Source organism: Alkalibacterium iburiense, assembly GCF_039521845.1.
GTDB lineage: Bacteria > Bacillota > Bacilli > Lactobacillales > Carnobacteriaceae_A > Alkalibacterium > Alkalibacterium iburiense.
Genome location: NZ_BAAACW010000142.1, coordinates 1 through 11,182 on the forward strand (window position 1 = coordinate 1; position 11,182 = coordinate 11,182).

Consider the following 11,182-nt stretch of genomic DNA (forward strand, 5'->3'; position numbering starts at 1 on the left):
GCATAATAATCGGTACCAAGTCAATGACACCAAGGGTCAAAGGCTATTTTTTAACTGCAAAACTTGAGTTACTTAATGTAAAATTTTCTAGCAATAACCCCTTGTTTTTAAATGAACAAGGGGCTTTTGATTATAGTTATGCAAAGGTATACAAATACTCAGTTAATGCTAATATTGCCAGTGATTGTCCATATGGCATAGTGGTTACTTTAATTGATTTATAGTAATTTAAGTCTTCTGCCAACCCTGTACCTACGGAAACATTTTCTACTGCACCATCATCATTAATGTTATTTATTATAGCTCTTATTGCTTTTTCTGCTACTGGTAAAAACTCTTTAGATACATACCTTTTCCGTATACCTTTTAAAATTCCAAAGGCAAACCCAGCAGTAGCTGAGGATTCCAAATATGAATCAGGATGATCCAATAAAGTATGCCACATTCCACTATCGTCCTGTAATTCTTTTAATGTCTTTATTTGACGATTCAAAGTACTAACTAAAAAATCGTACATATGATCACCAGGCTTTAAATTTAAGATGTCTATAATCTCTGGTATAGAAATAGTTGCCCAGCAATTTCCACGACCCCATAAAGCATTTGCATAATTATGATGACCATTAAAATTCCAACCATGGAACCATAGTCCAGTTTTTTTATCAGCCAAGTACTTAGTATGTATTAAAAATTGTTTTTTTGCATCTTCTACATACTCTGGCTTATTTAAAAGCAGACCTATCTTAGCTAATGGAAGAACCGACATCATTAGGGTGTCAGCCCATAGTTGTCCATCATGAACAGAGCTATATGTCATATGTTGTAGACCATTTTCTTCAGTTCTTGGCATATCATACATTACCCAATCTGCCCATTGTTCTAGATAAGGTCTATAGTTATTATTACCTTCTTCGTAAAGAAAGGCCATAGCTAGTAAGGGTGCCATTGTATTCACATTCTTTGGAGGGGAGCCCTCAAGTATACGCTGATTGAACCATTCATCTAAAATACTTTTGGCATCTTTATTTTGTGTAAATTTATAGTAGGCAAATAATCCGTACAAACCAACCCCTTGAGGCCAATTCCAGACATGCCAACTCTTATCATCTACTATTAGACCATTAAAGTTTAGAAGATATTCTCCTGTTTCATCTTTTATATTTGATAGGTTCTTAGCTAATAAATCAATTTTTTCTGTAATTAAATTTTTATCAAGTTTTTGTTCAGTCATCAGTACTCTCCTCTATAATTACTTTACTACTTAAGAAAATTAACCATTAATTGAGATACAAAAATAAGATAACTTAAAGTTTTTTTATAGTATAAAATTCCTCCTAACATTAGTATGGAAAATCAGTTCTATCTTCCGATACTTCTATGTAAGCACTATCATCAGTATATGAAATAATAAGTTAGATTTCTACATTATTACAATATTTCTTTATTGTACTTTTTTAAAAAAATATATTATCTTCGCTAAAATGTGACATTGACGTTAATAACAGCTCGCAAAAAAGTTCAAGTTTCAATAAATTAACTGATTTCATATATCTAAAAAAAATGAGGTTAGCAAGAAACTTCTAGTTATTATATGAAGGGTTTCATATAATCAAATATCTATTTTTTCTTTAGTTATTTATTAAAGGGATTAAACTAGTCTTGTTTTCTTATTAACTTATATGAAGGCATCGGTATATTAATATATTCTTTATCATACCCTATATAGAAACTAGGATGAGGGGGTTGATTATACGCAACATTTTGCCAAGCTATAGCGACTCGGTACATTTTGTCATGCATTAAAGTATAAAACCGGTGTTTAGAATAGTAAGATGTCGTAAATACACGTAATGCACTCGAATCATCCAATCGCCAAATGACTTCTTCACGCCAGTCTCCGAATAAATCGGCTTGTAAATTAGGATTTCCTTTTGTATAATTATTCGATTTTGTACCTTCTGCATATAACAGAGTATCAATCTTCTTGTTGTCCCAATCCCATTTTAATATCGTTCCAACACCATCTCCTGTTTCAGGATTGTATTCGTGATCAAGAATTTCTCTACCCAGATCTCCTGTCCACCAAATAACAAAATTAGCTGGTAATATAGGACCATCAATAACTTCACCTTTAACAGTGTAATAACTTTCAGTCCCCTTAACGCGTAAAGGACCTTCTGGAGCATACCCCCACAACTGAACGCCTTTATAACGAGGGTCTATATCAGCCGCAACTCCACGCCCAATATCCTCATCGGGAGACGGAATACTAAACAGTATCTCTCCTGTTTTTGCATCATGAATTTCAAAACCGTGTTCATTAGGTGTTTGTTCATGCGTCATAAATATTTCTAAGCCATCACGTTCAATGTCAAAATTCCCTACATGAAGCGCATCGCCGTGACCTATACCTGTTGAGTAAAGTAATGTACCATCATGATCAATGACTGCCGCACCATAAATGATTTCGTCATACCCGTCTTGGTCAACATCTGCAATACTTAAGGAATGTGCACCTTGCCCTGCTAATTCAGGATAGCCTTGATCAGAGTCTATTGTCCATTTTTCAACAAGTTTTTTATCAATAACATCATAGGCAACAACCACTGCTCGTGTATAATACCCTCGGCAGACAATAGCACTTGGTTTTTCTCCATCTAAATACGCCACGCCACCTAGGTAACGATCTTCTCTGTTCCACTCGTAATCTCCCCAGCTACCCGGCTCCCCTCGAGGAGGGTTATAAGGAATAGTGTCCAGGGCTGCTCCGGTTTTCCCATCAAATAAGGTTAAATACTCTGGACCCTCTCCAACAAAACCTTCACTATTTCTATAATCTTTCTCTTTATCGCCAATTACATTCCCAGTGCCATCAATGGTTCCATCAGCTGTCTTACACACCATTTCAGCGATGCCATCTCCATCATAATCGAATACTAAAAACTGTGTATAGTGAGCGCCTGATCGTATATTTCTTCCTAAATCAATGCGCCACAATTTTTCACCTGTAAGTGTGTAACAATCTATTAATGTGTTGCCCGTATGTCCGGAGTGTGCGTTATCTTTCGCATTTGTTGGATACCACTTAACGAAAATTTCATAAATACCATCCCCATTTACGTCTCCAACTGACAAATCGTTAGCTGTATAACTGTATTCTATTCCATCAGGAGTGACTCCTCCCTCAGGCTTATCCATAGGAATGTCAAAGAATGGATTCTCTAATACTTGAACGGTTTCTGAGGTGTTTACTTGCTCTCCATTAAAAGATTGCACATGATATTGGCTATCAAGTGTTCCATCAGTATCTAAGTAGTTGCTATTTTCTTCTTTCGTTAACGTTGCTATTAACTCTTCATCTCTATAGAGTTCATAATACGTTTCTGAAAATTCATCAATCGTTATTCGCCATCTGACTAGAATTCCATCATCCGTCTTAACAGCAATTAACCCTCTGTTTAAATATTCTAATTGCACTTGTTTATCTGACATCTTATTCTCCCTTTTTAAGTTTTAGTTCATCTATAAAGTAAATTGTATCAGTTGCTTTTCCTTCACTTTCAAAAATAATAATCTCATTGTTGCCTTCTTTAAGTAACGGCCCGGGAACATAGTAACTTTCTTGAGGGCCATTTTCCCAGAAACGACCAATATTAAAACCGTTTACAAAAATAACTCCTTTGCCCCACTCAGGAAGATACATATAGGTATCCTTTGGGTCACTGATAGTTAAATTAAACTGGTAAAATGCAGGCTGACCTTTAATATAAGGCTTATCAAAATCTACTTTTTCAATGTTTTTCATATTTAAAGGGTAATGGGTCCAGCCAGTTTGCTGATATTCATCCAACATGACCGCTCCACTTATCCCTTTTCGCTGTTGATTCATATAAGGTCCAAAATTAACTCTGCCCATATTTTCAACTAAAATCTTCAAATTGTTTTTTTCGTTTTTATTTAATTTCAATTTTCTTTTTAAATTAAAGTCATTCAGATAGCTGCTAAATTGCCATTCATTATTTAAATACACTTGAGCTCTATCGTTAACATCAATTAATTTTATGGATTGTTCTTCAGAAACAGCATCAATTTCCGATTCATATAATAAATACCCGTAATCCTGATTCAATTCTTCCATTGTTAGCGGATAGGATGATGACGTCGGTTGTGACAAATCATCCAGACAGGAAAATAAGCTGACCTTTTGCTTTACAGTCACCTTGTCATACTTTCCTTTTATAGCATTATTAAGTGATTGAGTATGATCTATATCCTTTCCGGTTGATTCATGAATAACCTTTTGAATAGAATAGAATCGGTGGTTTAAAGAGCCATCTTCTGAAATCGGCGCACCATAATCATATGACGTTGTTGCCGGAGCATACTCATCTATAAAGTAGCCATCCTTTTCTCTTTCATAGTAATTTGACCCATTCATGAATCCAAAGTTTGTTCCGCCATGAGCCATATAAATGTTCACATGACCCATTTCAAGAATGTCTTCTAAATCTTTTAATATAGGATCCAGTGGTCTTTCTTGTTGAGTAGGATGGCCCCAAATATTAAACCATCCAATCCAGAATTCCATGACCATTTTAGGCTTTCCAGGATTAATCTCATCCAAAATAGATAATCTTTCTTTTAAGTTAGCTCCACAATTTACTGTAGGCATTGCGACCTCTGGTAATTTCCCAGCGTTCATAATACTGGCACGGGTACTATCCGAGGTGACTAAGGGAACTTCAATTCCGTACTTTGTATACAATTCGGATATATTTTTAATATATGATTTCTCATTACTAAAATATCCATACTCATTTTCTACTTGCACTAAAATAATTGGACCATTTTTATGTATTTGATACTCACTAATCATAGGAATGATTTCACTGAAATAGTCTTCGACATGAGTCATAAAAGGCTCATAAGTTGAACGTACTCTCATGTCCTTATCTTTTAGTAACCAATAAGGCAGACCGCCAAATTCCCATTCTGCACATATATATGGTGAAATTCTGAGTATTAAGTGAAGATCCAGCTTGTCAACTAATTTTATAAACTTAACTAAGTCATACATACCAGTAAAGCAAAATTCCCCTTTTTCAGGTTCATGTGCATTCCATGGTACGTACGTTTCAACAGTGTTGCAGCCCATGGCTTTGATTTTTAATAACCTGTCTTCCCAGTATTCAGGGACGACTCTCACATAATGCATGGCTCCTGAAATAATTTGAACGGGTTCATTATTAAGATAAAAATCATCTTTAATTTCAAAAGTTTTACTCATTCTTTTCTCCTATTCTGACTCATATTTAAAAAGGCTCTCTCTTTAGTATAGCGCTATCATTTTATATCTTCAATGGAAATTAGAATAAAATCTCATCTAAAGTAAGATATATTTAGATGAGATTTATATTCTATAACTTAAAGTATTCTTTTAGTCTTAAAGCTAGATCGTCATCTGAAAGGGGATTTCGATGAGTATTTTCAAGGTAAATATGCTTTTCGGTATCTGGCATCAGATATTCTTTGTACCAGTTAAAATAGACAACTTGATCCCCTTGAATACGCAGGAAGCCACGGTAAAGGGATACATTTTCACAAGTTAATTCGATATTTGTTAACCAATCTGCCCTGTAAAAGTCTTGCCACTTTCCATGCTCACATTGCTTTAATGCCTCTAGACTTTTCTCAAAATCCCATAATGATTTTGACGCTTTCACAAAAGCTACAGGCATCTCTTCTTTCTTAAAATCCAGAATTGCGTCTAGTAAATGAATGAGCCCTCGGCAACTACTGTAAAGAACATCAATCTGAAAACCTATCAGATCATTAAATCTAGTTTTTTCTTCTTTGCTTAAGTTTTGTTTTATTTCTGAACTTAAATTAACTAGATGTTCAAGTTCTGGTAATGTGTCAGTCGCTTTCTTCAAGATGAAGTTTACTTGCTGTTTAAATGATACCTTACCTGTTAACCAATATAGTTTTTCAAGAGGTTCTCCTCTTTTAGGTGATAAAACGTGAGCGATCATTCTTCTTGCAGTAAAGTGATAGACCTGATCACCGGCATGTTGGTCATCCTGTTCCCCAAATGAAAAAGAAGCTTTGTGAAAATCCTTTAGTAATTCTTTTATACTACTCCTACTTGAGTTAAACAAGCGATCAACATAAGAGGATAAGTGACTGGGAACAGATACTTCTTTATCCTTCCAAATATTAGCTACTAAGTCGATAAAGTAAGTATGCATGCGAATATTGCCGACATTTAAAAGCAAGTAGTCATTAGCATGATTATTTAGAATAGCATCAAATTCATTTTTTACTAACTCTGGACGATTAGGAAACATGGTAATATGGTTGGAAGCCTGAAGATCATGGAATGTTATATGATAATAAACGCCTTCTTTTTCCTCATTTTCAGGCATAGAAGAGATTCTGTTATCTGTGTTGCCATTTCTCCTCGACACCATTTTCCCAAACCCATTATCAGCCCAAATCTTTATAACATCTTCCGGTAGCGATATGAAACCATTTTTATACAGTTCTGAAATTTCACCATATAAATTCACGCTGCAAACAGCATCAGGTTGCACATCTTTAATTAATGAATATTGCGTTCTTAAAACCTCGCTAATTAACTCTCCCTGTTTTTCAGGTGTATTAAATTCTGGATCTGATTCCCAGAAAGGAGCATCTCCCTGCCCTCTAAAAGAGAGAGCCCATACAACTTTTTTATCTTTTTGGCGTTGTATTGCCTCTGTCCACAATTTGATATATAAATCACTATTCTCTTTATAACTAGCTTTTTTATCTGGAAAAGCTCGTTTGAACATTTCTGCACCTAAGGGTTGGGCATGATGATGAGTTAAATACAATCCATAGTCAGCAGCTAAGTCTTCTTGTATACCAAGCGGAAGATCCGTACCAGGTAAAACCATATTTCCACCGAGACGAAGTAAGGTTTCAAAAACTGGACGCCATACTTCTTCTGTAGGTGGGTAACCTAACTCTTTTTTCCATCCAATCAAAAATACTTCATCGTTTACAAACCATCCTCTATATTTAATAGTGAATGGACTTGAAACATAATCAACTAATGGTACTTCATAGCCTGATTTCTTCTTAAATTCCATGTCAGCCCAATACCAAAAAGGATCAATATCCAGGTATTCTTGACTTAAATATAATAAAGCATATATAACTCCTAATTCATCTGAACCATTGATAATCAATGTAGAATCATCATTAAAGGTTAATGAATATTGTTCAGCATGAGAAAAATCATTAGGAGAAGGTTTATTCACAACAATCTTATTCGGTTTAGATTGTTGTGAATTCATTGTGGTCTTTTCTAAATCTCTTCTAAAAATGGCTATAGCATTTTTAATCGGTTGAGATATATCATGAGCAGACTTTATTTCAGTATGATAATTTAAATAAAAGAACGACATAATTTCCCTCTCTATTCCTAGGCTAGTACCATATAATCATAAGGCTTTAATGTATATTGGCCTTTATCTAACTGTTTATCATTTAACTTGTCCACTAATGATTGTTTTAATTGAACAGTTTTATCTTCTTTTGAAAGATTGACCATCCAATATTGAGTTTCATTTGAATCAATACCTCTTCGGTTGAAAATAACAACTTCATCTGATGTTTCCAAGATGTCAGTAATATGGTGGTCACGAGTATGCTCTTTAATCAACTTTTTCATCAAGTCTTTATTGACATGTGCACCTAGATAAACTATTTTTCCTTTACCAATCTCTTTTTCTACTAAGAATGCCTGACCGTTAGCTGTATCAGATATGACTTTTCCTTTAGATGCTTCTTGACTGACTTCAACAAAGGTATTTAACCCATTTAATTCAGAAGTCATGCCTAAAGCCTCACCTTGCATCTGACCATCCTTGCTATAAAACTGAACAGAGGACTTGATATCAAGTAATTCCCCTAATTCACCTAAGCCATTGTCCGTATGCCATAAGTGATTTTCTGTGCGGCCACCAGACATTGGGCCAACAAACCATGTGCCGCCATTTTCTACAAATTCAGTGGCTCGTGCCAAATAATCTTTTGACAAGTTATGCATGTACAGAGAAAAGAGAACATCTACTTCATTTAAATCGTGACCTTCTGGCACAAGTTTTCTGTGGATATTCAGATCTAAGAACAGTTTATGGAAAGCATTCATCAATTCTTTGTAGTTATATACTCCACCATGTTCATTATCTATATAACTTCTTGCTCGATCTGAATAAGTAATAGCCACTTTAGGTTCGATTACATTAGATTCAGATATCAAAGGTTCAATCTTCTCGATTAATTGACTGACATTCATGACAGATTCATAACCAATTGTTTTATCTCCCCAGGAACTGACAACTGAACCATGTGGCTGCTCGCTTCCTGATCGTTGACCTCTAAATAACCAGTAAGTGAAAGCTGACGTACCTGCTGCAAAAGTGGTAAATGCTTCAGCTTCCACGTAACCTAACTCATGGGGTACAGCATAATTTTCCAAATGGCCATTGTAAGAAGTACTCGTTTCGAGTAACATTGTTTTTCTCGTGTCGTTTCTAATGTAGCGCCATCTTTCTTGGTTTAATACGAAGTTTTCATAATGTTCTACTGGTGTATAGGTATCAAAACTCATAAAGTCCATTTCTTGACCCATCATTTCATTATCCACATCAAAGAACATGCCTGTATTATGTGTAACAGGAATATCAGAATGTTTCTTTATCACACTCACTTGTTCTTTAATAAATTCGGCCAACTTTTCATGGTGAAACCGCTTATAATTAAACAAAAGAGCACTGTTATGGAGAAACGGCGTAGGTAAAGGTTGAACCACTTGTTCAAAGTGACGGTATTCCTGACTCCAGACCTTCGTTCCCCATGCCTCATTTAAGTTGGATACCGTTTCGTATTTCTTCTCCAACCACTGGTGCCATAAGTTTTTACAATTTTCACAGAAACATTGATCGACATGACATTTGAATTCATTATCTAATTGTACGGCTATAACATGGTCGTATTTTTTGACGACTTCCATCATTTTATCAACAAAAATATTTGCCCGTTCTCTAAAATAGGCATTGTTACTACAAATATGCTGTCTAGACCCATGTATCATACGCGTTCCATTTTTATCCACATGAAGCCTTTCAGGATGATTATGCGTCATCCAGATCGGAGGAGTAGGAGTCGGTGTACAGATAACTACATCAATTCCTCTTTCTTTTGTCAGTTCTAAAGAGCGTTCTAGGATAGAAAAATCGAACTCATCAGGATTGGGTTCAAAAGTAGACCAAGTGAACTCCCCCATCCGTGCAAGATTCATTCCAATTTCTTGCATCAAGTCATAATCCTTGACCATTACTTCGTCTGACCACAATTCAGGGTAGACACACGCTCCATAATACATCTTATTCCTGACCATTAACTAGCACGTCCTTTTTTGATTTTTGTGTGATTAGCTGATTATCTGCTAACTTTTATAATAAATAGTTTAATAATTCTTAATAATATAGTGGTTAAGAATATACTCTTAAAATTCTTGATTTTATTAACCAATATTCTGATATGCGTGTCTTAAACAATATAGTAATGTAACAAAAATTAATTAATATTTCACCCTATTAATTCTAAGTCGGGGTTATCTGAGAAGTGCTTTAATATTACAATTGGTTCGCTAGCAGAAGGATTAGTAATAACTATTCCATTTTTGGCAGCTTTTTCGGTAACAAAATACTCATCATGGGTTAGCTGACCGTATCTTATGAGTGTTGGCGATTCAATCGGCCATTTACCAAAAGTGCCATGTCCTTGAATACATATTAATCCATATGGGGCATTATCTTTAATTTTTACAGTTTCTCCTGGCAGGATTGTTAATCTCTTTGCGCTAACATTACGAGTCTTATAACAAATCCATTCTTCGATATATCCATCTTTAACCATATCTTCTTTCGATTTTATTGGTATAGGACGCATATAGTTTTTTTGTCTGAAATCAGGATCAATATTTTTATCCCAATCTACTACATTCATTAAATGTTGATAATTACCAATTTCTTCTTTAGGTGTATTTTTCCATAAAAGACTTTCATCGACCATTTGGCCATTTAGTAAAACAGATTGATACATTGCAAAAACATCAGATGCAAATTGTGGTTCATAGGTGCATAAGCTACCTGGAGCATGAAGTACTCCTGGTTCTACATTCCATCCTGTATCAACTTCTAACTTATAAGCCTTAGATAAAGCTAGTATATTATTATCACCTTTTGAAAAGTTTTTAAGTGAATCAAGTAATTCTTCTTTTGTAGTTTCTGGGTTTAAACCAAAGAATGTAAAGGGGAATTCACCACCATGATTATTCATTTGAGATGGGAAAAAATACATTTCTGGTTTGCCTTTCGCGCCTACTAATTCTGCGTACTCATCGTCATGATGTAAATGATGAGGCAAGGGACCAGCATTATCAAAAAATTTAGAATACATTGCCCAGCCTCGGTACTTTTCCCACAAAAACTCACCTATTATTTCTTTACCAAAAAGTTCTATAGCATCTCTTAATAAGACTCGTTCTTTACCATATTCATCTACAATAATATAACTTAGCCCTTCGTCCTCAGGAGTATTTGCCCCATTCTCTGCCCAGGTAGTAGATGATAACCACCTTTCATCTATACCTCCACGAGCACCTAGAATAAAATAATCATCAGGATGCAATTTGATTCTTTTTCCCGGTCTACAAAAGGACCTTGGTACCCAAGTAGGTGCAAGTCTTAAAATACCTTCTCCATCGTTTAAAGCTTTATTTACTAATTGCTTTACATTCATTGAAAGACTCCTTTTCAAAGTTTTATTAACAATTAATTTATTATAGTTACTATTTTTCTGATTTCTAAAAACGGTTTTCACGATATATATTTTTGAAGTAAAATAACTTGTAATGATTTGCTTTTCTATAGACATATCTATCTTGGTATAAATAAGACTCTCCTGCTTTTCAATAAATGTATGCCTGAGCCAATTTCATAATTATTTGTCGTGTTTAACACCTGATAAATCAACTTTTTTAAAACATAGAAAAAAGGCCCCCCCCATATGGTACAATTAGGTTGTCGACTAAGACACGTACTCCAGGAGGGATTCCTTATGTCCATTA

General features: G+C 34.9%; 6 protein-coding genes. All 6 read right to left on the reverse strand.

Going from position 1 to position 11,182, the window contains the following annotated elements:
• Positions 1-136 precede the first annotated feature (136 nt).
• The 6 genes from bglB to ABDZ53_RS11185 all read right to left on the reverse strand — a co-directional run bounded on the left by bglB (position 137) and on the right by ABDZ53_RS11185 (position 10,854).
• Positions 137-1,231: a beta-galactosidase BglB gene (bglB, locus tag ABDZ53_RS11160; RefSeq protein ID WP_343756550.1), complete on the reverse strand. Its 1,095-nt coding sequence runs from the start codon at positions 1,229-1,231 to the stop codon at positions 137-139.
• 422 nt (positions 1,232-1,653) lie between these two features.
• Positions 1,654-3,492, reverse strand: coding sequence for a rhamnogalacturonan lyase (locus tag ABDZ53_RS11165; protein WP_343756551.1), 1,839 nt, complete (start codon positions 3,490-3,492; stop codon positions 1,654-1,656).
• A 1-nt stretch (position 3,493) separates the two neighbouring features.
• Positions 3,494-5,287 (reverse strand): glycoside hydrolase family 35 protein, encoded by a 1,794-nt coding sequence (locus ABDZ53_RS11170; protein WP_343756552.1) that lies wholly within the window; start codon positions 5,285-5,287, stop codon positions 3,494-3,496.
• Positions 5,288-5,417: 130 nt separating this feature from the next.
• Positions 5,418-7,340, reverse strand: coding sequence for a glycosyl hydrolase 115 family protein (locus ABDZ53_RS11175; RefSeq protein WP_343756553.1), 1,923 nt, complete (start codon positions 7,338-7,340; stop codon positions 5,418-5,420).
• A 128-nt stretch (positions 7,341-7,468) separates the two neighbouring features.
• Complete coding sequence (locus ABDZ53_RS11180; protein WP_343756554.1) at positions 7,469-9,448, reverse strand: beta-galactosidase; 1,980 nt, start codon at positions 9,446-9,448, stop codon at positions 7,469-7,471.
• 191 nt (positions 9,449-9,639) lie between these two features.
• Entirely contained in the window at positions 9,640-10,854 is a 1,215-nt protein-coding gene (locus tag ABDZ53_RS11185; RefSeq protein WP_343756555.1) for a hypothetical protein, read from the reverse strand.
• Positions 10,855-11,182: the final 328 nt, after the last annotated feature.